21 protein-coding genes are annotated in these 21,532 nt (G+C 45.5%); 6 read left to right on the top strand and 15 right to left on the bottom strand.

The features are described 5' to 3' along the window. The 3 genes from AB6E52_RS16400 to AB6E52_RS16390 all read right to left on the bottom strand — a co-directional run. A partial coding sequence (locus AB6E52_RS16400; RefSeq protein WP_372099823.1) for a transposase occupies positions 1-259 on the bottom strand: 259 nt, incomplete at its 3' end. Between the two features lie 76 nt (positions 260-335). Beyond that, positions 336-1,670, bottom strand: a complete 1,335-nt coding sequence (locus AB6E52_RS16395; protein WP_102321071.1) for an MATE family efflux transporter — start codon at positions 1,668-1,670, stop codon at positions 336-338. 262 nt (positions 1,671-1,932) lie between these two features. Beyond that, the gene (locus AB6E52_RS16390; RefSeq protein WP_102321070.1) at positions 1,933-2,907 is read right to left on the bottom strand and encodes an AraC family transcriptional regulator; all 975 of its coding nucleotides are present in this window, start codon (positions 2,905-2,907) and stop codon (positions 1,933-1,935) included. A gap of 92 nt (positions 2,908-2,999) precedes the next feature. Between AB6E52_RS16390 and AB6E52_RS16385 the strand changes: the two genes are divergently transcribed. Beyond that, complete coding sequence (locus AB6E52_RS16385) at positions 3,000-4,355, top strand: serine hydrolase (RefSeq protein ID WP_017060556.1); 1,356 nt, start codon at positions 3,000-3,002, stop codon at positions 4,353-4,355. Positions 4,356-4,421: 66 nt separating this feature from the next. Beyond that, positions 4,422-5,213: a hypothetical protein gene (locus AB6E52_RS16380; RefSeq protein ID WP_017060557.1), complete on the top strand. Its 792-nt coding sequence runs from the start codon at positions 4,422-4,424 to the stop codon at positions 5,211-5,213. A 135-nt stretch (positions 5,214-5,348) separates the two neighbouring features. On the opposite strand, the gene ppsA is transcribed toward AB6E52_RS16380, so the two are convergent. Beyond that, positions 5,349-7,721 (bottom strand): phosphoenolpyruvate synthase, encoded by a 2,373-nt coding sequence (gene ppsA, locus AB6E52_RS16375; protein ID WP_102321069.1) that lies wholly within the window; start codon positions 7,719-7,721, stop codon positions 5,349-5,351. Between the two features lie 178 nt (positions 7,722-7,899). Here ppsA and AB6E52_RS16370 point away from each other — a divergent pair, with 178 nt between their 5' ends. Then, positions 7,900-8,733 (top strand): pyruvate, water dikinase regulatory protein, encoded by an 834-nt coding sequence (locus AB6E52_RS16370; RefSeq protein WP_017060559.1) that lies wholly within the window; start codon positions 7,900-7,902, stop codon positions 8,731-8,733. A gap of 159 nt (positions 8,734-8,892) precedes the next feature. Here the strand turns inward: AB6E52_RS16370 and grxB are convergent, their stop codons facing one another. The 3 genes from grxB to AB6E52_RS16355 form a co-directional block, all read right to left on the bottom strand. Continuing rightward, complete coding sequence (grxB, locus tag AB6E52_RS16365; protein WP_102321068.1) at positions 8,893-9,525, bottom strand: glutaredoxin 2; 633 nt, start codon at positions 9,523-9,525, stop codon at positions 8,893-8,895. A gap of 347 nt (positions 9,526-9,872) precedes the next feature. Further along, positions 9,873-10,031 carry a hypothetical protein gene (locus AB6E52_RS16360; RefSeq protein ID WP_102321067.1) on the bottom strand — a complete coding sequence of 53 codons (159 nt, stop codon included), beginning with the start codon at positions 10,029-10,031 and terminating at the stop codon, positions 9,873-9,875. A gap of 164 nt (positions 10,032-10,195) precedes the next feature. Beyond that, positions 10,196-11,176: a Gfo/Idh/MocA family protein gene (locus AB6E52_RS16355; RefSeq protein WP_102321066.1), complete on the bottom strand. Its 981-nt coding sequence runs from the start codon at positions 11,174-11,176 to the stop codon at positions 10,196-10,198. A gap of 219 nt (positions 11,177-11,395) precedes the next feature. Here AB6E52_RS16355 and AB6E52_RS16350 point away from each other — a divergent pair, with 219 nt between their 5' ends. Together AB6E52_RS16350 and AB6E52_RS16345 are read left to right on the top strand one after the other, a co-directional pair. Next, on the top strand, positions 11,396-11,878 hold the full coding sequence (locus tag AB6E52_RS16350) for a GNAT family N-acetyltransferase (RefSeq protein WP_065584882.1): 483 nt from the start codon (positions 11,396-11,398) through the stop codon (positions 11,876-11,878). A 2-nt stretch (positions 11,879-11,880) separates the two neighbouring features. Then, positions 11,881-12,654, top strand: a complete 774-nt coding sequence (locus AB6E52_RS16345) for a murein L,D-transpeptidase family protein (RefSeq protein ID WP_017064906.1) — start codon at positions 11,881-11,883, stop codon at positions 12,652-12,654. A 104-nt stretch (positions 12,655-12,758) separates the two neighbouring features. Here the strand turns inward: AB6E52_RS16345 and AB6E52_RS16340 are convergent, their stop codons facing one another. From AB6E52_RS16340 to AB6E52_RS16310, 7 genes are all read right to left on the bottom strand, one after another. After that, positions 12,759-13,496 (bottom strand): sulfite exporter TauE/SafE family protein, encoded by a 738-nt coding sequence (locus AB6E52_RS16340; protein ID WP_102321065.1) that lies wholly within the window; start codon positions 13,494-13,496, stop codon positions 12,759-12,761. Between the two features lie 160 nt (positions 13,497-13,656). Next, positions 13,657-14,376, bottom strand: a complete 720-nt coding sequence (locus AB6E52_RS16335; RefSeq protein ID WP_017067272.1) for a glycerophosphodiester phosphodiesterase family protein — start codon at positions 14,374-14,376, stop codon at positions 13,657-13,659. A 56-nt stretch (positions 14,377-14,432) separates the two neighbouring features. Then, the gene (ugpC, locus tag AB6E52_RS16330) at positions 14,433-15,743 is read right to left on the bottom strand and encodes a sn-glycerol-3-phosphate ABC transporter ATP-binding protein UgpC (protein ID WP_102321064.1); all 1,311 of its coding nucleotides are present in this window, start codon (positions 15,741-15,743) and stop codon (positions 14,433-14,435) included. Next, a complete protein-coding gene (ugpE, locus tag AB6E52_RS16325) occupies positions 15,733-16,575 on the bottom strand; it encodes a sn-glycerol-3-phosphate ABC transporter permease UgpE (protein WP_102321063.1) in 843 nt (280 codons plus the stop codon). Before ugpE ends, ugpC begins: the two co-directional genes overlap by 11 nt. Positions 16,576-16,613: 38 nt before the next feature. Next, positions 16,614-17,495, bottom strand: coding sequence for an ABC transporter permease subunit (locus tag AB6E52_RS16320; protein WP_102321062.1), 882 nt, complete (start codon positions 17,493-17,495; stop codon positions 16,614-16,616). A gap of 242 nt (positions 17,496-17,737) precedes the next feature. Continuing rightward, positions 17,738-19,030: an extracellular solute-binding protein gene (locus tag AB6E52_RS16315; protein WP_102321061.1), complete on the bottom strand. Its 1,293-nt coding sequence runs from the start codon at positions 19,028-19,030 to the stop codon at positions 17,738-17,740. Positions 19,031-19,335: 305 nt separating this feature from the next. Beyond that, positions 19,336-19,938: a 2OG-Fe(II) oxygenase gene (locus tag AB6E52_RS16310; protein ID WP_102321060.1), complete on the bottom strand. Its 603-nt coding sequence runs from the start codon at positions 19,936-19,938 to the stop codon at positions 19,336-19,338. A gap of 202 nt (positions 19,939-20,140) precedes the next feature. Here AB6E52_RS16310 and AB6E52_RS16305 point away from each other — a divergent pair, with 202 nt between their 5' ends. Beyond that, complete coding sequence (locus tag AB6E52_RS16305) at positions 20,141-20,929, top strand: MBL fold metallo-hydrolase (protein WP_102321059.1); 789 nt, start codon at positions 20,141-20,143, stop codon at positions 20,927-20,929. Positions 20,930-21,075: 146 nt separating this feature from the next. Here AB6E52_RS16305 and AB6E52_RS16300 read toward each other — a convergent pair whose 3' ends face one another. Then, positions 21,076-21,504: a RimK/LysX family protein gene (locus AB6E52_RS16300; protein WP_004740039.1), complete on the bottom strand. Its 429-nt coding sequence runs from the start codon at positions 21,502-21,504 to the stop codon at positions 21,076-21,078. Positions 21,505-21,532 lie beyond the last annotated feature (28 nt).

Raw genomic sequence — 21,532 nt, 5'->3', positions numbered from 1 at the left:
TGAGTTGAGCCCGCTGCTCATCGGTGAGGTATGCAGGCCTACCAGTCCGAGGTTTTTCTTGAAGTCCTTCTAGGCCTTCTTCAAAAAAAATCCGAACCCATTTATTGACACTGGTTCGACTGACTTTGAGAGATTTTGCAATTTGTGTACGAGAGAGGCCGTCTTTAAAGTGTGCGAGCGCAAGTAAACGCATCTTCATCTGAATGGTTTTTTGCTGGCTCGCAAGCTTTTTGAAGTCAGTGTTATTAAGGCTATCCATGGCTAAATTTCACAATAATTCATCAATCTTAATTAGATCACATTTTTACTTTAATTGGTATTAGTTCGCTAACTGATTAATTAGAAAGCTTAGCCTCGACTTGCCCAAGTGCGCGTTGGTACATAAACCAAGCACATGTACCGGCAAGCACATTACCCACCATGGCACCCCAGAACAGGCCTTCAATACCAGCAAGCTGCGAACCAATCCACAAGCAAGGCAAGAAGAAGGCGAACAGGCGCAGTGCTGATATCGTTAAGGCAGTATAAGACTTACCAAGCGCGTTCGAGATAGAAACCATCAGCATACAGATACCCAACGGCCCTAAACTGATAGGAACGATAAGTAAGTGGTAGTTCAAAATGGTCGAGACTTCGTCTTCGCTGGTCATGAGATTTGCCAACCCGCCAGAGAACACCCAAGTTACTAGTGCGATCACCAATTGGAATCCTAATACAAACATCACGGCAATCTTCACAAGACTACGTATGTTCCCTAGGTTCTTTTCTCCCAACATTCGGCCAATCATAGGTGGCATCGACATAGTCAGAGCAAGCACTGCAACAATCGAAAAGAACTCAAAACGTGAACCTAGCGCCCAAGCTGCAACGGCTGCTGTGCCGTAGCCTGCAAGCAGTTTGGTGGCGAGCATCGAAGAGACTGGTGGCAGTAGCTGACTGATCATCGCAGGCCCCATGATGTTTCCTATAGAACGAATACTCTTGCCGATATCAAGATCGTGCCAGTCGAATGTCATCCAATGCTTCTTAGTTACCTTAGGAGCAACGATAAAGATACCCGCACCGAACGCCAAGATGGTCGCAATCGCGGCTCCGTTGATGCCCATGTCGAGCGTGAATATGAAAATCGGGTCCAATATCAAGTTGATGATGCTGGTCGCGATCATCATCGAACCGGGCAGCATGGTATTACCATTGGCACGACACACACTGTAGAAAAAGTAGAGCAGTGCGCCTGTCCAAGAGCTTACCAGCCAATAGATCCAGTAATAATCAATGATCGGCAGTACCGTCGGTGGTGCATCGAGGAGTTGTAAAATAGGACCACGCAACAGATAGATGATGACCGAGAACAGCGCGACACTCACACTGCCCATCGCAACGACTAATCCGCCGAGCTGTTTGGCATAGCGTATCTCGTTAGCCCCAATAGCTCTCGCGATCACAGCCGTTGTCGCGATGCCTAGTCCGACTTGAATCCCGATAATGATCATCTGAATTGGTAGCGTGAAGCCTTGAACCGCGAGCGGCAGTACGCCTAACTGGCCAATAAAAGCACTGTCTACAAGTTGGAAGCTCATCAGGGAGAGCACCCCAAACAGCATTGGCCATGTCATTGTATAGAGTTGTCGGCCAAGAGAAGGCGAGGGAGTTGCGGTCGTAGAATTCATAACACTCTTATCAGTCTTGAAGGTAGGTTTGTCGTAGTGACAATCCACTCAATGAAGAATTGCGTAAAGGATAACGTAACGTTAGCTCGATACCAATAAATGTCATTAAATCTATCGATATTACCTTTGCACAGTTTCATCGGTATGTGAGCATTGTGCAATGTAACTTTATGCGTTCGCTTATTGAAATTTAAGGTGTCGTATCTTGTTTCTGAGTTTTATATTAGCGGATTGGGTCTAAAGGTTTTCCATTCGACTATTTCTAATGTTTCGCTTTATCCCGATAACTTGGTGGCGTGACTCCAACCCAACCTTTGAATGCACGATTGAAATTACTCAAGTCGCTGTAACCCACTTGCCAACTGATGTCTTGAACAGAAAGGTTGGTCTCTTCAAGTAGCTGTTTTGCTTTAGCTTCCCGAACTTGTTCTTTGGCTTGTTTAAAGAGAATGTTTTTGCTCTTCAGGTTTCTCTGCAGCGTTCGTTTTGTCATGCCGAGCATGGTCGCAAACCACTCAATATTGAACCAAGGTAGAGTCGCATAGGTGTCTATTAATATCTCGACAGCGTGATGCCAATCTTGGGTACTATTTCGTTCTGAAATGGCACGATAATCATCGGGCAGCGGAATCGAGAACGCACCGTATTGCTCTTCAAACTGAATATCAGAATCAAAGAAATGCTTAGGTAATTTACGTGCGCTGTTGTTCTTAGAGACCAACTTGGCGTGTGATGGTTGCCAGCGACTGTCAATGAACTTACGGCATAGGCTAATCACGGTCAGGGCGCGAAACCATTCTGCTTGTTCAAAACCTGAGGTCGATGGGTCATAGCAACTTCGATGACACAGCCACCACAATCCATCGCTTTTTTCCGTCCATATGGTGACGTGATTACTTAAGGTCGATATTTCAGTAATCAAGCAGCGTACCGCTTGCTCGAGAGAAGTGCATTGTTCAATTTTTCGGTCTAGCTCAGGTGACAATTGCTCTAGAGAGGCCTTACGTCCAACCTCAATCCCTATCGAATAGCCAAACTTACGCTCAAGGCCATGAATGAAGCGAATCACGTCTTGTGTAGGAAGCCATTGATTGGATTGTGTCAGTTCAATGGGTAGACCGCACGCAACGGCGACGGTGCGCCAATCCAGTCTATGTTTGTCACAATACTGAATATATGGAGCAATGTTACTGGTCGAAGTGAGCAGTATGCTGGTGGTGTTCGATGATGCTTTCATTGTTTTGTGCCTACCATTAAATGTCATCAAGTGACCTAATTAAGTGTAGCGCATCTCCCTATACTTTTCCTAACCCAAACAGGAGAACAATTATGAAACTTAAACACATTGCCGTTCTAGTATCGTTAGCGACCCCATCATCATTTGCTCTTGCAGCAAACCCAGTTGAAGAAGCTCTGAAAGTTGAAGGTGCTCAAGTTACCTTGACCGTGAAAGAGGCGAGCACAGCATTTACCCCAAGTTTTACTGACTCAGCTCGTGAGTTATTCAATAACTTTCATTGGCAGATGGGCGGCGACCACAGCGTTTACTACAACATGCACATGAGTGAGTTTCTACCAACGGCACTGGCGGCTCCAAACGAAGAGTACAAGCCTTTAGTCAAAAATATCGACCCACGACTCGCTGCACTGAAAGTTGATACTGAAAGCAAAGGTCAGTTGACAATGGATGAGTACTTGGCGGATGAACAGTTCCGTACCCAAGGCTTTATGTTGATTCACAAAGGGGAGATCGTTTACGAAGCTTACCCAGGTATGAAGCCGACAGATACGCACGTTTGGGCATCTACAGCAAAAACGACGGTTGGCACAGTGATCGCAATGTTAGTGGAAGAGGGCAAAGTCGACCCTGAAAAAGAGATCGCTGAGTATGTTTCTGAATTGAAAGGAACGAACTGGGATGGCATCACAGTACACCAAGTTCTGAACATGTCGACCGCGCTAGACAATGAAGAGACATTAGAGTCTATCTTGAACCCAGACTCTGATGTGGTGCGTTTCTTTGCGGCATCGTTTAACTCACCTCGTGCAAAAACGGGTGAAATGGAAACTTGGATGGAAGTGGCTCAAGGTGCACAGAAACTGGAAGGTGAAAAAGCCGGTGACCATTTCCGTTACGCATCTATCAACACCATGGTGCTGACTAAGTTAGTTGAAAACGTTGAGAACAAAACTTGGACTCAAGTATTCGAAGATCGTGTTTGGTCAAAAGTGCACGCACGTCAACCAATGCAATTCAACTTGACGCCAGATGGCATGGCGATCGCGGTTGGCTTGGTTTCATCAACGGTAGAAGACATGGCTCGCTGGGGAACACTATTTACACCTAGCTGGAAAGCGGTGGCTGATGAGCCAGTGGTGTCACAAGCTGTGATTGATCGTATCCGCAACGGCGGTGATCCAAAAGCATTCGTAGGTACTAGCAAAGAGAGCAGTTCACTGCACGCATACAACGAAAAAGCAGACTACAACGCATACCAATTTGATTTCATTTTCAATGACGGTGCGATGTCGAAAAGCGGCAACCTAGGCCAATTTATTTACATCGATCCTGCACGTGACTTTGTGGGTGTGATGTTCTCAACCAACCCATACCACTCAGGTTTTGGTGAGAATAAAGGCCCTGCACTAATGCGTTCGGCAGCAAAACTACTTGCTGACAAGTAATCTATTTATTACCTAACAGGATGTTCCAGGCTTCAAGGAGGAAGCAAACGACTTTCGAGAGATATAATGAAAAAGTTTGCTCTATTAATCCCGTTGAGTTTAGGTCTAGCCCTTCCTGCACATGCCGATTCAGATTCCGAACGTGTTATCGATCCTGCTGATGTCACTAAAGTTTATACTCAAGCTGCATTGATGCTGAATGGTAGTTCAGATATCCAATTTCAAGGGCAAGTTTCTGGCGGTTTAGAAAACGGTCAGCAGTTTGCCCTACTGGCCGAAGGGACGTTTGTCGATGAAAGCAACACAGCGCTTCGCGATCCAGACAAATTCGGTACAGAGTACAGCAACTCTAGAATTCAGTACTTCCACGTCTTTGAAACGGGGACGAAAGCTACGCCTAAAGTGGGTCTTTCATTAGATTATATTAATACGCGCAACAGTATTAAAAATGACTTATTGTCGGTTGGCGGTGTTGTTGCGATTAATCCAGCTTATACCGGTGGATTCCTGGTATTTCCAAGAGCAGGACTGATGACTGGTAGTATGGAGATCCCTGGCGTCACTTCATCTAAAGATGATTTAACGGGATACTCGCTTGGTTTGATTACCGCGAAGCATCTCGGTGACTCTGGCGCTTATGTGTCTTTGGTTCCTGAGTGGCAAGATCTTTCTGGTGATGATATCGACATGCAAAACTTCTCATTTAAAACATCGTTAAATGTGCCGATGAACACTGCAAGAACTTGGTGGTTGAATACGCGCTATGACATTACCAAAGCGGATGTTGATGTGAAAGGTGTGCCAATGCCGAATGGTTGGCAAACCGAAGCTTGGGTTGGTGTGAGATACTACTTCTAGCGCTCTAGCCAGCTAATTTGGAAAGAACCTAAAAAAGCCAGTCAACGTGACTGGCTTTTGTCGTTAAGGTACCGCGTGAAGCGTTACTTATTTACTTATTTACTTATTTACTTATTTACTTATTTACTTATTTACTTATTTATTAGCAACGTTACCTAGCTTCAACCACGTATCGATAACCGTATCCGGGTTTAGTGAAACAGAGCTGATGCCTTGCTCCATTAACCACTCTGCTAGGTCGTCATGGTCAGATGGGCCTTGGCCACAAATACCCACGTATTTACCCGCTTTGGTTGCCGCATCGATCGCCATTTTCAGCATTGCTTTCACGGCTGGGTTACGCTCATCGAAGAGGTGTGCCACATCGCCTGAATCTCGGTCGAGGCCAAGTGTCAGTTGCGTCATGTCGTTTGAGCCGATAGAGAAGCCATCGAAGTACTTCAAGAACTCATCAGCCAAGATTGCGTTCGATGGTAGCTCACACATCATGATCACTTTCAGACCTTGGTCGCCACGGCGAAGGTTGAATTTAGCCAGAATGTCGATAACCGATGCCGCTTCGCTTGGAGTACGAACGAATGGGATCATGATTTCAACGTTCTTAAGGCCCATTTCGTTGCGAACGCGTTTGATCGCTTGAGTTTCTAGCTCGAAACAGTCTTCGAATACTGGTGAGATGTAACGAGATGCACCACGGAAGCCCAGCATTGGGTTCTCTTCATGCGGTTCAAACGTTTTACCGCCGACTAGGTTGCTGTACTCGTTCGACTTAAAGTCAGACATACGTACGATCACACGCTTAGGCCAGAATGCAGAAGCGATGGTCGCGATGCCCTCTGTTAGTTTGCCTACGTAGAAATCGATAGGATCTTTGTAACCACGAATACGCTGTGTGATTTCAGCTTTAAGCTCATCAGACTGTGCGTCAAAGTTGAGCAGTGCTTTCGGGTGAATACCGATCATCTTGTTGATGATGAACTCTAGACGAGCAAGGCCGACGCCTTCGTTTGGAATCTGCGCGAAATCGAAAGCACGATCTGGGTTACCCACGTTCATCATCACTTTAGTCGGTAGCATTGGTAGCTCATCAACCTCAGAACGTTTGATTTCAAAGTCGAGTTCGCCGTTGTAAACGTAGCCTGTTTCGCCTTCTGAACATGACACTGTCACGGTATCGCCATCGTTTAGGCTGCTTGTTGCGCTGCCACAACCAACGATTGCTGGAATGCCTAGCTCGCGAGCAATGATCGCAGCGTGACAAGTACGGCCGCCACGGTTAGTGACAATCGCAGATGCTTTCTTCATAACAGGTTCCCAATCAGGGTCTGTCATGTCTGTTACCAGTACGTCGCCTTCTTGAACCAGTGACATTTGGTCTAGTGAATCAACCAAACGAACTGGGCCAGAACCGATACGCTGACCGATAGCGCGGCCTTCAACCAAGACATCCGCCTTGTTGTTTAGCTCGTAACGCTCGATAACGTTTTGGTCGCTTTGAGAACATACGGTTTCTGGGCGAGCCTGAACGATGTAAAGCTTGCCGTCGATGCCATCTTTCGCCCACTCAATGTCCATTGGACGTTGGTAGTGCTTCTCGATGATCATCGCTTGTTTTGCTAGCTCTTTGATCTCTTCATCGTTGAGTGAGAACTCGTTACGCTCTTGAGTATCGGTGTCGATGATATCTACTTGCTTACCGATCTCTTGATTGGTCGAGTAGATCATCTTGATCAACTTAGAACCAAACGTCTTTTTAACGATTGGGTAGTGACCCGCTTCTAACATTGGCTTGTGAACGTAGAACTCGTCGGGGTTCACAGCACCTTGTACAACCATTTCACCCAAGCCCCAAGAAGAGGTGATGAATACCACTTGGTCGAAGCCAGACTCAGTATCAAGCGTGAACATCACACCTGAAGAGGCTTTGTCTGAGCGAACCATGCGCTGGATACCCGCAGACAATGAAATGCCACGGTGGTCAAAGCCTTGGTGTACACGGTAAGAGATAGCGCGGTCGTTAAACAGTGACGCGTAAACGTGCTTGGTTGCTTCGAGTACCGCGTCGATGCCTTTCACGTTAAGGAAGGTTTCTTGCTGGCCTGCGAAAGAAGCATCTGGAAGATCTTCTGCGGTTGCCGATGAACGAACCGCTACAGACAATTCTTCGTTGTCTTCAATTAGCTCACGGTAGTTCTCACGGATGTCTTGCTCTAGTGATTCTGGGAAGGGTGCATCTAGAACCCATTGTCGAATCGTTGCACCTGTCTTACGCAGGGCGTCAACGTCTTCAACATCAAGTTCATCAAGTAGTTGGTGAATGCGCTCATCAAGACCTTTGTAATCAAGAAAGTCGTTAAACGCATAAGAGGTGGTAGCAAAACCATTAGGTACAGAAACACCAGCATTGGACAGGTTAGAAACCATCTCGCCCAGTGAGGCGTTCTTACCGCCGACTTTGTCGACATCTTCCATGGATAGGCCATTGAACCATAGGGTATTATTTTGCATTTATTTCTCCAGAAACATAGCAAGCATTGTAGGGATTTAAAGGCAAACGATTACGTATCAGTTTAAAAAAATGTAAATTATTTTCTAAAGCTGTGGGGGACGTAATAGTCAGCAGGGTTTTATTATCTATATTATGGTTACCATCCTACTCAAAATAATTTTAAACATTAAATAAAAAATGCAAATTGATATTCAAAGTCGTGATGTATTCTATGTTTCTGATGGAACGGCCATAACATGTGAGACTTTAGGGCATGTTGTTCTAGGTCAATTCCCTTTTAAAGCCAATGAAAAAACCTTTCCGTTTGTGGAAAGTGAGGACAAACTTTCTGATTTATTAAAAGAGATTGAAATTTCGTATCGTGATACCGGATTAGAACCGCTAGTGTTCTTTTCGATTGTGATACCTGATATCAAAACCAAATTGCTAGAAGCGCCCGCGCACTGTTATGACGTGTTAGAGAGCATCGTGCAGAAAGTACAGGATGACATTCAGATGGCGCCTGTTCCTAAGTTGCAGCGCTCACGCAGTGTAAACAAGGACTCGGTGAAGTATTTCGACCGTATTGCTGCGATTGAGTACACGCTCGCGCATGATGATGGCATCACGCTAAAAGGGCTGGAAGAAGCCGACATCATCTTGTTGGGTGTTTCTCGAAGTGGCAAAACACCAACAAGTTTGTATATGGCGATGCAGTTTGGCTTACGCGTAGCAAACTACCCATTTATCCACGATGACTTGGCACGCTTAAAGCTGTTGCCAGAGTTTGAGATTTACCGACATAAGCTGTTTGGTTTGACCATTGATGCAGAAAGGCTCACTGAAATTCGTGAGAACCGCTTAGCAGGCAGCGAATACGCCAGTGACTCACAATGTTTGTATGAATTGCAAACGGTAGAGGCGATGTTCCGTCGAGAAGCGATACCTTACATCAACACCTCTTCACTATCGGTTGAAGAAATTTCGACACGAATCTTGGAGCGAACAGGTTTGAGAAGGCGTCTGCTGTAAGACAAAGCCTTAGAGAAATAGAATGGCCAGATAAAAGAAAATCGAAGCTCGCAGTTTACACCTGAGAGCTTCGATTTTTTGTTTGTGCTCGTTGTAGTCGCTTGCGAGTCAGAGCTTGTTTTCTTAATCAGAGCTTGCTTTCTTAATCGAGATAGCTTTCTAGCGAAGTAAAGACAGCTTTAGCGTTTCGCTTTTCTTTTCTAACCAGCGTTCAAGTGCTGGTGGCCAACTGATGCTTGGTTCTACGCAAAAGCAACGAAGCATCGAGAAATACACCGCTTGATCGATTAGAGGCAGTGATGACTCACCATTCTCTAGATCCAGTAAGAGTTCGGCATCTTTCAGTAATGGGTTAATCAGTTGAACGAACTGAGGCGTCTTTTCTAACAGTTCTTCAAAGTTAAAACCTTCGGTCTCTTTACTGGCACGCCAAGCTTCTTTGGCTCCAGAAGAGCGATATTCAGCCAAGTCGAGGTTCCACCAACGTGGGCGTCCAATCTGTTGAGTAAGAGGGAATGCGCGAGTTTGGAACACAGTCACTTGCTCAGATGGCACACGCTGCTCATCGCTTGATTTCAAGTCCATGAAGTACGCGATGATATCTAGGCTCTCTGCCATGATAGAGCCATCGTCTTTTTGTAAGACGGGCACCATCTTTTTACCGATCAGATCGATAAGGGTTTGGGCATCATCATAATCGACAGAAACAAGCTCAATGTTCAAGCCTAGCGATTGAGCAATGTAGGAGACTCTTGCACAGAAAGGGCAGTGGCCGTAAATGTAAAGCTTCATAGCTTCCCTCATTCGGGTCTTTCTTAGTATAAGATGATGCTAATGTACCAGAAACTTTCGCAGACAATAAGCCTTTGTTAACAAGAACTATTCACTGCGATTAAGTGCTCGGGGATATCAAGAGAACGATGGGAATAAGCACTTAGTGTAGAAACTCGTTGCCTAATTCTATTGTCAGTTGAGTGCGGTTTTATTGTAACGAGTAAGCGAATGAGAAAGCTAGTGGGTAAATTACAGGCATAAAAAAGGCTCTGGCTGCTTACTCTAATGCAGAAGAGTGAAGTCAGCCAAAGCCTCAATTTTGTTACCTTTAGTAGAGTGACTACTAAAAGGGCAGAGTGGTTAAACTATGCTTTTTTAAGATCTTGCGCTGGGTAAGTAAGCGTCATTGCGCCTTCTACCGTTGTAACGTGAACGTAGCCGCCACCAGCACTTAGGCCAGTTACTACCATTTCACCTAGTTCAACACCTTTTGTTGCTACAACGCAATCATCAACTGAAAACACTTTACACACCTTCAATAAATTAAATAAATACGATAGATATCGAACGCGGATTTAAACAGATGGGACCTCAATCAACTAATCCGGTTATTTGTCGTAAAGATTAAATTCAGTTATGTATAAATAATTATGTATTAAAAATCAGTTTGTTAACTTACGCTGTGACGTTATTTATCCGCTGGATACACTACACCAACTTGTTGGCGCATCTCTGTAATTAACTTCGCAACCGTTAAAGCGCGCAGTTGGGCCTGCGCTTGTGTTGCGTTGTCGCCAGCAATGCAGCTAGCAAAGGCCTGCGCTTCGTAACTCATGGAGTTTTCGCTTTGTGCTTGAGTAAGGTTTTCTACCGTGCCATCGCGGTAGCGGATCTTAACGTCAGTACATTCAGCGATGTGATCGATGATGATCGCCCCTAATTCACCTTGGATCTCGCTTGGCGCATAAGAGTCGCTGACTTTGGAGTGCGCAAGGGTCACATCAAACTCAGGGTATTGGAAGATCGCACAGCCATGAGCATCGACACCTGAATCAATTAGCTTTGCAGAAGCCTGTGCGTTTTCAGGTTTGCCAAATAGCGCGACTGTCGCGGCAACACAGTAAAAGCCAATATCGACCAATGAGCCGTTAGAAAAAGCTGGGTTGAAGGTATTTGGGTTCTCGCCGTTTAGGTATTTTTGGTAGCGCGATGAATACTGGCAGTAGTTGATGTGTGCTTTATGTACCTTGCCAATCTTTTCTAACCCAAGTTGAACTTGCTTAAAGTTCGGTAGGAATTGAGATTTATACGCCTCAAACAGCACCACACCGTTTTTCTCAGCGACTTCGAACATGCGTGTTGCTTCATCAATATTTGATGCAACCGGCTTTTCACAGATAACATGCTTGCCGTGTTCAATCATGAAGATAGATTGCTCGCAATGCAGTGAGTTAGGGGAAGCGATGTACACGGCTTCTACAGTGTTGTCATTGGCCAATGCGTCGAGTGAGTCATACGTGGTTTCAACGTCAAATTCTTGGGCGAACTGTGCCGCGCTGTCTAGATTTCGAGAGTAAACCGCAGCAAGTTGCATCGATTGAGATTCGTGCGCAGCTTGAACAAACTTTTGTGTAATCCAATTGGTTCCAATTACAGCAAACTTAATCATATAGGTATCCAGTCGTTAGTCGTCGTTAGTATATTGATTCTGCAGAGATAGTAGCACTCAACGGCTGGCAATGTGCCTGAGATTTACGGAACAATTTCCCTAAACATAGTGCCTAATATTAATGTTCAGCCTTCACAGAGCGTCTGAGTTGACCAGTGTAACGGTGCACAACTAAGCCATTTTTGCTAAGGTGTTATTGAATTCAAACAAGGTGATGATATGCAAATCCGGACGGCCAAGGTAACTGATATTAACGCGATCTTAGCGCTCTCTGAGCAGATAAACCGTCAACATCATCTTGGTGCGCCTATGGTATTTGCACCAGCGTCACAAGGCTTGGCCGACAGTGAAGAGTATTGGTTAGGTTTGATGCTTGACCCACTTGGCGCTTTCTTGGTTGCAGTAGACGACAAGCAAGTCGTTGGCTTTTTAGCGGGTAAGGTAACGCAGAACAAAGGCGTCAGTTTTATTCAGCCGCACAAGGTGGCAAGGGTCAATACGATTGTGGTGAACGATCAGGTTCAGAGCCAAGGTGCTGGTCGAGCGTTAATGAAGTCTTTTAATCAATGGGCGCAGGCGAGAGGAGCGATAGAACTTAGGTTGGAGGTAATGGAGTTTAACCAACAAGCTCAGGGTTTCTATGAGTCGTTAGGAATGGAAACTCAGTCACGAACCATGTCCATGCGTTTTGAGGAGATCTAAAGGTGCGTCTGTTTCTGCCTTTATCACTGTGTTTACTGTTTGTGGCTTCGAACGCGAATGCTGAGCAAGTCGTGGTCGAGAAAATAGTCTCTGACGCGACCGCTATCGAAACCATCGTATTCGAGTCTGCACCGGCTCATTCTCAACGTGTCTCAACGTCTTCATCTAACTCAACCTCTTCCACGAGCTCAAACTCCGAGCATGTGATTATTGTGGATGATGTTCTTAACAGTAGCCCTGATGAAAAGGTAGCTCAGTTTTCTCAAGGGTCATCGAAACGTCCACCTCAAAGTTCCTCTCGACAGTTTTACAACGTACCGGATAGCGCATCTGAGATAGATTCGCTGTCGCAAGTGGTTACGTTAGTTAAAGTCGATAAATCGAAACGTAGGATGTATCTGCTAAAAGGTGAAGAGGTGATTCAGGAGTTTCGTATTGCGCTAGGCAAACAACCGAAAGGGCATAAACGCTTTGAAGGGGACAACCGAACGCCGGAAGGGGAATACCAGCTCGATTATGTGATGGAAGAGTCGGACTTTTATCGCTCAGTACATATTAACTATCCGCAACCTTCGGATATGCAATGGGCAGAGCAAAATGATGTAGATCCTGGAGGAAACATCAAAATCCATGGCATCAAAAACGGCGAGCGTCGTTCGCCGAGCTTTATTCAAAGTTTTGATTGGACGGATGGCTGTATCGCGTTAACCAATCAAGATATGGATGAGTTTCTCCAACTTGTAAAAATGGGTACCCCTATCCATATCGAATGGTAGTCATTGGTACCCAGTTTTCTTAATCACTTTCCGCAGTCAATTAGCGCAATCAATTCGCGAAACCAATTCGTAAAAGCAACGTCCAAAATTAAACGCTAAAGCCGTTACAGTAAGACTCGACCTGCACTGAATATTGCAATCACAATCAGCAATGCAATGGTGACTGGCTTAAACTTCGCTCCACCAAATCTTTCGAACAGTTTAGAACCCACATAACCGCCAAACATGCTGCTTGGTAGAAGCGCGAGAGTCAGCCAAACTACATCGCGGTCGACTAACCCAGCGATAGATGCCGAAACAAACGCAGTGGAATCAGCCAATACAAAGAAGGCTATCAGGCCTGCTCTGGCAATGTGCGGACCGACTGGGCTTGCTAATGCATGAGTGCCAATTGGAGGCCCTGACATCGAAGCCGCGCCGTTCATTACACCCGCAAGGCTTCCTAGAATATAGGGAGTAAATCTAGGTTCGCTTTTGTACTGGAAACCTTTGTAGATCATAAGTGCAGACGCAAAAATGAAGGCACTGATGATCAAGATGATCGTGTCTTGGCTAACGGATTTAAGCAGAAGTAAGCCGACTGGTGTGAAGGCAAAACAAGGGATAAATACCTTTAAAACCCAGCGCCAGTTAACGTGTTTTCGAACTTTAGGCAGTAATTGAACATTGCCTAGGAGATCGATCAACATGAAGACAGGAACCAGTTCGATAACAGGCACGAATAACGCACTTAATGGCAATGCCACTAAGGTGAAACCGAAACCTGAGAAGCCACGAACAATAGCGGCGAAAATGAAGATTGCACCCAAAATTGGGAAGGTTGGACTAAAAATGAGATCCATAAATTAAGTAACCAATGAAGCTGTCTGTATAGAGCGAGCTAATGAAACCAAGTGAGTAGCGGAATGTACTCCTACTCACTTGTGTTTGCTACCTAATTTTAAGGTTTCCCGAGAGTTAATTTTAAAGTCTCTCGGGGTTGTTTTTGCGGTATTTGTTTGGTCAATTTATAGAGGTAAATTGATTCGGAAAATCAGTGAATACGGCATCTACTTTTGAGATGAATTTGAAGTGAGACGGATCGTTTACTGTGTAGCACCATGTTTGGATGTTTGCTTCACTGAGTGTATCAAGATCGCTCTGATTCACATGCTCGTAGTTCATGTGACAGCTGAACGCTTTAACCTCGTCAATCAACATCAAGTCGGCTTGAGTCAGTTGCTCTGTGATCAGACCTACGCGGTATCTCGGCAGGTGACGAGCCATTTCAGAAACGACTTGATGGCTGAAACTTGAAAGCAGAACTCTGTCGGTGTCTAGATTTGAACGAATCAACTCGGTATGCAGCAAATCAACGACATGAGGCGCTTGATGTCGACTGTCGACTTTGATCTCTAAATTCACGCTGAGATCATGCTGTTCAGCAAGCGCGAGCAACTCTTCCAACGTTAATATTCTTTCACCTGCGAACTGCTCAGACTTCCAACTGCCAAAATCAAGCTGACGCAGTTCTGCAAGGGTGTGTTCGTCGACACGCCCCTTGCCATCGCTGCAGCGCTCAAGGGTGTGGTCGTGACAAACTACAAGTTGATCATCCTGAGTTGGCTGAATATCTACTTCAATCCATTTCAAGCCGAGTTTAGCGGCTTGTTCAATGCTTGCTTTGGTATTTTCTGGGTGAGTACCTGCTACACCCCGATGACCTACGATGATAGACGACATAATTAATCCTTCTTAAAGACGCACCGTAAAAACGCATTAAATATCAGTGTACTCGATTAAGCGAGGGCCGTCGTTATGCTTGTCGTCTCTTCGCGTGACTCTTGTGAAGTAAAGTTATTCGGCTGAATACGCTTTCCACGACTGTCAAAAATATGCAGGTTAGATTTATCAATGCTTAATCCGAGCGGCAGTACTTGGCATAGTGTCGTTTCTGGCGTGACGGCGATAAAGGGTTGGTCGTTCACAAGGCCATGAACCAATTGATTCGGCCCCAATGGCTCAACCACACTGATACGCAGTTCGAGAGGCAAGGTGTTCATTTTTAATTCGGAACAAACCTCAGAGTGTTCAGGGCGAATGCCAAGCGTGATAGTCGCGTTCTTAACGTGCGCGTACTCTGGCAGGTACATTTGTTGATCACCGATTTCAAGATAGCCATCATCGAGCGTGGCAGTTAGGAAGTTCATCGCGGGGCTGCCAATAAAGCTTGCCACAAAGGTACTGGCAGGCTGGTGGTAAACTTCTCTTGGTGTGCCGACTTGTTCTATCTGACCTTTGTTGAGAACCACGATTCTATCTGCCAGTGTCATGGCTTCGACTTGGTCATGAGTCACGTAAATACTGGTTACGCCTAGCTCGCGTTGTAGCTTTTTGATTTCTAACCTCATGTGAGCGCGCAATGAGGCATCTAGGTTAGACAAAGGCTCGTCAAACAGGAACAGTTGAGGGTCGCGTACAATCGCTCGTCCCATAGCAACGCGCTGGCGCTGACCACCAGAAAGTTTGGCTGGCTTGCGGTCTAGATATTCTTCGATCTTCAGTGTTTTGGCGACTTTCTCAATTTTATCTTCAATAAGGTGCTGACTGACACCTCGGTTCTTTAAGCCATAAGCGAGGTTCTTATACACCGTCATGTGAGGGTAGAGCGCGTAATTTTGGAAGACCATCGCGATATCACGCAGGGCAGGTTTCTCTGTATCAACCCGACGACCACCTATATGTATCTCACCGCCAGAGATGCTTTCTAAACCCGCAATGGAACGTAGGATAGAGGACTTGCCGCAACCCGATGGGCCAACCAACACAAGAAATTCACCCTTTTCGATATCAAGCGAGACATCTTTCACTGCACGATGACCGTTCTCATAAGTCTTGACCAAGTTTTTGATGCCTAACATGGTAGGTGCTTTGTGCGTATGGTTGTGAGTGGCTTGGGTGTGCCCTAACGTTTGTTTTAACTTTGGCATCGGGGTGTCCTCTGTATTTTTGTGGATAGCTTGGTGAGAAGGCAGGTGAGATATCTTGTACTCAGCGAGTGATTGAATGCGGTTATCGTTCATTTGAGTTGTGTCGTTATTATTTTTCACTTTCTACTAGCCCTTTTACAAACCAACGCTGAAATACAACCACTACTAAAACGGGTGGCAACATAGCTAAAATCACCATGGCAAAAACATAGTCGTAGCGCGGTAAACTGGTTTCATTGATGTTGTTGAGTACTTGTTTGATGCCCATCACGATGGTGTTGTAGCCTTCGTCCGTGGTCATCATGATTGGCCACAGATATTGGTTCCAACCCACCACAAACATGATGATGAAGATTGCGGCAATCATGGTTTTAGACAGTGGCAATAAGATGTCGACAAAGAATCGAAATGGACCTGCGTTATCTAACTGTGCGGCTTCTAACAATTCATCGGGGATGGTTTTGAAGAACTGCCTAAAAAAGAACGTCGCGGTGGCTGAGGCGATCAAAGGCAGAATTAAACCTGTGTAGCTATTAAGAAGCCCAAGCCCAGCGACAACCTCATAGGAAGGGATAATGCGCACTTCTAATGGCAGCAAAAGCGTCACGAAGATCAACCAGAACCAAGCTGTAGCATAAGGCAGTCTGAAGTAGACCAAAGCATACGCAGCCATTATCGAAATGATGATCTTACCGATCGCAAAACCTAGCCCCATGATCATCGAGTTGGCGATCATTTTGCTGGCGGTGACTTCGCCACTGAAGCCCATGCTTTTGTTCCAAGCTTCGCTATAAATGGCCGTAAAGTTATCGCCTGGTAGCCATTGCAGGCCTTCGCTGACAATGGTGTTCGGGTTATGCGTCGAGCTGGCGAAGATTAGCCAGATAGGGACCAACATGAACAGCATCCCAGCAATTAGAATTAGGTGGTCATAGACCTTATTACTTTTCATAAATAACTCCTGTCGCGTTAAATCCTAGCGGGGATGGGCTAGTAATGGACACGCTTTTCTACAACGCGAAACTGGATAAATGTGAGAGTGAGTACCAGTAGTAACAGCACAACAGATTGTGCGGAGCTGCCGCCTAAATCTGCGCCAACAAAACCATCTCGATACACTTTGTAGACTAACGAAGTTGTACCGCCACCCGGGCCGCCATTGGTCATGGTGTCTATCACCCCAAAGGTTTCAAAGAAGGAGTAGGTGAGGTTGATGACCAACAGAAAGAAGCCAGTAGGGGCGAGTAGTGGGAAAGTGATGGTCCAGAAACGTTTCGAGTCACTGATACAATCCAACATCGCTGCTTCTTTTACGGCGTAAGAGATCGATTGAAGCCCCGCCAGAAAGTAGATGAAATTCACCGAAACCTGTTTCCAAACCGAAACCAAAATCAGAGCAAACGTGGCATCTAAAGGGTCGGTTTGGAAGCTAAAGTCCCAGCCTATAACCGCAAATATCTCGGTAAACACGCCAATGTGTGGGTTAAACAAGAAAGCACCGATTACGCCTGCAATCGCAGGAGCAACCGCGTAAACCCAAGTAAGAGTGACCTTGTAAGCGCCTTGTCCGTGAATGATGTTGTCGGCTTTAACCGCGAGCAGCAGCGCTAAGGCAAGCGATAAGAAAGAGACCACGATTGCGAACATTAATGTGAAGCCAATCGAGTTCAGATACTCGCTCGATTCGAATAGCATCTGATAGTTTTCGAACCACACGAAGATGGAAGAGGTGCCCCAAGGGTCTTCTAGCATGAAGGACAGGTAAACTGCCTTTGCCGCTGGGTAGATAAAGAAAACCGCAATGATGAGTATCTGAGGCGCCAAAAACAGGTAAGGCAGCGGAGAGTGAAAGAATTGCTGACGTCGTTCCACAGGGTAATCCCCAAAAATTAGTGACTGTTATCACTGTTAGTTACGGTGAGCACTAGCGCTATAGCAAAGGAATGCATCCAGTTGAGTTGTAGTTTTTGGAGCAAGAAATGGCGCTAGTGAAGAATCTCCTCACACCTTGCCATTACGTTTTTAATGACGCAGTGACAAGTGGTGAGGAGCAATGAACGGCTTTGGTTTATTAAGCCTTTAGCTCAGTAATCTGCTTTGGTTAAAAAGCCAAATTAGTTCATCGTACGAGCGAAGCGTTTCAGCAGTTTGCTGCTCTCATCTTCGACTTTATCTAGGCTGTTCTCGACGCTAGAGCGGTCAGCGAAGATATTGTCGAATTCACGATGCATCACTTCACGAATTTGAGGGTAGTAACCTAAGCGGTAACCTTTAGTCCATTCGCCCGATTTTAGGCTTAGCTGCTTAACGCCCACTTCTGCATCTGGTTGTTCGTTGTAGTAGCCAGACTCTTTCGCTAGCTCATAGGCAGCCGTTGTTACAGGTACATAACCAGTGGTTTTGTGCCAGTAGACTTGAGTTTCAGGCTTCGTCAGGTAATCAAAGAACGCTGCGACACCTTTGTCTTGTTGTTGGTCATGGCCATTGAGTGCAAACAGAGCTGCGCCGCCAATGAAGGTTAAGCCTGCGTCTGGGTTAACCGATTTCCAGTATGGAAGGTATGTGGTGCCGAGTTCGAAAGGTACGCGATTACGTAAGCCACCGAATGAGCCTGAAGAACCCATCCACATCGCCACTTCTTGGCGCTCGAAAGGGGTTTGGTTTGCATCCCAGTCGCTGCCGTAATACTTGTAGTAACCTAGATCTGACCACTCTTTCATCTTGCTAACGTGCATCATCATGTCTTTGGTGTTGAACATGATCTTAGTGGACAAGCCATCGTAGCCGTTGTTTTGATCTGCGACTGGCAGGTTGTGGCGAGACTTAAAGTTCTCGAACATGATCCACGGCGTCAGAGATTGAGAAAACGCGATGTGTCCTTCAACCTTCAGTTTCTTAGCGACCACTTCTAGTTCTTCATAAGTTTTAGGCGCGTCTGCACCCACTTCCGCGAGAAGATCTTTGTTGTAGTAAAGAACCGGTGTCGAACTGTTGAAAGGCATACCAACCATCTTGCCTTGGTTGTCGGCATAGAAGTTACGAACGCCCGCTAGGTAGTCGTTTGAATTAAAGTTGTAACCCGACTCAACCAGAATATCCTGTACCGGTTTCGCGACGTCTTTCGCGTTCATGATGGTTGCTGCGCCTGCATCGAAGACTTGCAGAATATTGGGTGCTTCACCTGCTCGGTATGCCGCGATACCGGCTGTTAAGGTCTCTGTGTATGAACCTTTGTAGATTGGCGTGATCTCGTAATCATCTTGTGACGCATTAAAGTCGGTCGCAATTTTGTTTACTGTTTCTCCAAGCTGGCCGCCCATTGCGTGCCACCAAGTGACTTGAGTCGTTGCGAACGCTGGCATTGCCGCTGTCGCAGAAAGAACGCCTGCCAAAATTAGCTTATTCATCTTCGTTTCCTTTTGGATGAAATCGATGTCGAGGTATTGGATTAGAGTGTTAACGAGACGGTAGGGGTGTCGTTTGAAGCTATCTTGAACAGGGCGTATTTCACTTAAGTGGCTAAACCGTTTCACTGATATGAAAGATTCATTTCGATTTCATTTAAGAGAAAAGTTATTGATGGTTTTAATATTTATTGCGTGCGGTTTTTAAGAGGTATGTTGTTCAATACTCGCTCAATATTTGTTCCATAAAAAAGCCTCTCGAAGGAGAGGCTTTGAATAAGCTAGAGCTTGTTATAATCGGCTTTGTTCTAGTGTGCGATATCGAGTTGGTTGTCTTTCACGCCGTTAATACGGAACCAACCTGCAATACTGAATCGCTCTGTGTTTGTCGGCAGTACCTCGTGTGGGAACTGTTCAGATAAGAACACAAATAAGCGGCCTGACTTTGGTGGAATGGTCGTGATGTGGTTGTCTTTTAGGTCGTAAACCACAAGTTCACCAGCGTCTTCTTCTGTCCACTCATCATTCATATAGAACACAGTGGTCAGGCGGCGGTTTTCATTGCCCTTGAAACAGTCTAAGTGCTTCTGGTAGAAGTCGCCTTTTTCGTATTTAGCAAAGTGCGCTTCGTACTCGAACAGACCCAAAAAGAACGCTTGGTTTGCCACTAAACGAATTTGTTCCATTTTGTCTAGGAACAGAGATGCTGGCTGACCCATATCGCGGCGCACCCATTGAATCTTGTCACTACGAATGGTCGACTCTCGCGTTACTTCATCGTTACGGCCAATCCTAGCCTTTTTCCAGTTCTCTGGAATGCAATCCCTCAATGCCACCACTTCTTCTTGAGTTAAGAAGTCATCCCAAACGAAATAACCTTGGGTAGAAAGAGCATCGATTAATTGGTTCATGTATAGCACTCAGACAATAAATTAGAGGCGCATATATAGTCCTAATAACTTAGGTCAACAAATCACGTATTTTGTCGTCACGATAAAAGAGCGGAAGAGCATGGTACTTTGATGTGATTTTGTAGTTAACAAATTTGTTACAAATAAATGTGAGTTTGCTATGGTGTAGGTCTGACCAGTTGAATTATCACAAGGAGTGGGTTTGCAGCTGCATACCATTAAAGGTTACATCCAAGACATGTACTTGGTGGAGTATCCGGACAAATTACTGTTGCTCGATGGCGCATGTCGAGCCGACATCCCGCATTTGAAGGATTTCATCGAAACTGAGCTTGTGCGTGATTTTGCTGATTTGCATACGGTTGTGGTTACACACATGCATCCGGACCACGCAGGGGCAGCGCATACGCTCAGAAAGCTGACTAATTGTCATTTGGTGGCAGCAAACAGAGACAAAGATTGGTATCACGGCATCGATGGCATTTTGATGCACCTGACCGACTTAGCGCTTGCTAGGTGGATGGCGAACCGCTTAGGCAAGCCTAAAGCAAACCTATGGTATTCAAGAAAGTTAAAGCCGGACTACAAGCTGTCTGATGGGGATAGTATTCCAGGGTTTGATGATTGGTTGGTTCTTGAAACACCGGGCCATACCGACCGTGATCTCTCGGTCTATTGCCCATCACACAGCGTGGCTTATGTTGCCGATTTAATGGTCGAGGTTAAGAAGAAGCTGATTCCGCCGTTTCCTATCTTTCACCCTAATAAGTATCGAGCGTCTGTATCGCGCATTTATGACATGCAGCTCGATACCTTGCTGGTGGCGCATGGTGGGCAAGTCGATTTCAGTCAGAAGGCTTTTGAACACCTGCTGATGAGTGCCCCAAGAAGGCCTGTTACACATTGGCGAGTGACGAAAATCAAAACCAAGAAATTACTTTTATCGATTGGGCGATTTGGTTTTCAATCTCATGGTAAATCGAAGAAATAGATCAGAAGTCTGAATGCAAAGTCGTGTATTCAGAGCTGAAAGTAGAAATAGAAAAATAGATAGCAATAAGGCCAGTCATGAGACTGGCCTTATATCGTTGTGACGAGCTTTAGTTATAACCTGTGGAGCGGTTACGATGACTCGGATTAGTGAGTCAACAGGAATTCACCCGCTGGGTCAACAATCACTTTGTCACTCATGCCTTGACGACCAAGCAACATCATGTAAGTCATGTCTTGACGGTTGCTTAGCGTGATATCGATAGGCCATTGTTGGCCACCGATTCTCAGCATGGTTTCAATCACACAACGGTGTTCAACTTCGCCGTTAGATGATTTGATTTTCTTACTTGTTTTCAGTTTCGCCTTGCAGCGCACCGTCTCTTCTAGGTGATAAACGTCTGGGTGAAGGTCGAACTCTACGAATTTCTCACCATTTGATTTAACACATAGTAGATTGTCTACGTGTAGAGAAGAGGTTTTAGCCCCTGTATCAACACGTGTATGTAGTCCAGTTATCCCTAACTCTGGTAAGCAAAGTGCTTCGGTATTCCCTATGATCATTTTATTGTTCATTTTCTTTCCAATCATGAGTTATCGGTAT

The organism is Vibrio sp. 10N.247.311.13 (genome assembly GCF_041467595.1).
Classification (GTDB): domain Bacteria; phylum Pseudomonadota; class Gammaproteobacteria; order Enterobacterales; family Vibrionaceae; genus Vibrio; species Vibrio crassostreae_C.
Note: the sequence above shows the minus strand (reverse complement) of the source record. Positions and strands in the feature narration are given on the sequence as shown.